Here is a 1,069-nt window from a genome sequence, read left to right as displayed (position 1 = left end):
CGCTCTTCCGATCTTGTTATCGCCCACAAGGGTGCGAGCTTAAATAAAGCAATGTCGCACCTGTGGTTAACCACTGAAGGTGTATTTGGTGTTGCTCTGGGTGTTTCAACGTCCTTTGTTTTCTTGTTTGTACTATTTGGTGCAATGCTAGAACGCGCTGGAGCCGGTGCATACTTTATTAAAGTCGCGTTCTCTTTACTGGGTCATATGAAAGGCGGTCCAGCAAAAGCAGCGGTCGTCGCTTCTGGGCTGTCAGGCTTAGTCTCCGGCTCTTCGATTGCCAACGTCGTGACTACAGGAACATTCACCATTCCTCTCATGAAACGAGTGGGTTTCCCGGGTACAAAAGCGGGTGCTGTTGAAGTTGCAGCATCAACCAACGGGCAACTGACTCCACCGATTATGGGTGCAGCAGCCTTCTTGATGGTTGAGTATGTCGGTATTTCCTATGTTGAAGTTATCAAAGCGGCTCTTTTACCTGCTTTAATTTCTTACATCGCACTGATTTATATTGTCCATTTAGAAGCGTGTAAAGCGGGTATGACAGGCCTGCCTCGTCGTCACACTCCGACATGGGTTCAAAGCCTATTATCATTTACTGGTACAATTATCGGCCTCGGTGTCATGAGTGCGATTGTTTACTACGGCGTTGGTTGGACGAAAGATGTCTTTGGCGCCGCAGCAACACCGATTGTCACCATCGCTCTATTGATAGCCTATGTCGCTTTGGTTCGCATTTCCTCGCGCTATGCAGATGAAGGAATGGACCTTAATGTGGAACTGACCGAAGTGCCAGAACCTGGCCCTACCATCAAATCAGGGCTGCATTTCCTGCTTCCTATTGTCGTATTGGTTTGGTGCTTGACTGTCGAACGATTTTCGCCAGGGCTATCTGCATTCTGGGCAACCGTGTTCATGGTCTTTATCTTGATCACGCAACGTCCACTGATGGCAATGATGTCTCAGTCAGGCGATGTCTCTGAGCAAGTAAAAGCTGGATTTGTTGATTTAGCAGAAAGCTTGGTATCAGGCGCTCGCAATATGATTGGTATTAGATCGGAAGAGCGGG

General features: G+C 48.1%; 1 protein-coding gene. It reads left to right on the top strand.

Annotation, left to right across the window (positions count from 1 at the left end; all coding sequences use genetic code 11):
- On the top strand, positions 1-1,069 hold a 1,069-nt coding region (locus ACP45E_RS22600; RefSeq protein ID WP_141707504.1), incomplete at both ends, for a TRAP transporter permease.

Origin of the sequence: Vibrio genomosp. F10 str. 9ZD137 (assembly GCF_049974785.1) — a bacterium.
Classification (GTDB): domain Bacteria; phylum Pseudomonadota; class Gammaproteobacteria; order Enterobacterales; family Vibrionaceae; genus Vibrio.
The sequence above is the reverse complement of the archived record's forward strand: the minus strand, read 5'-3'. Positions and strand labels throughout refer to the sequence as shown.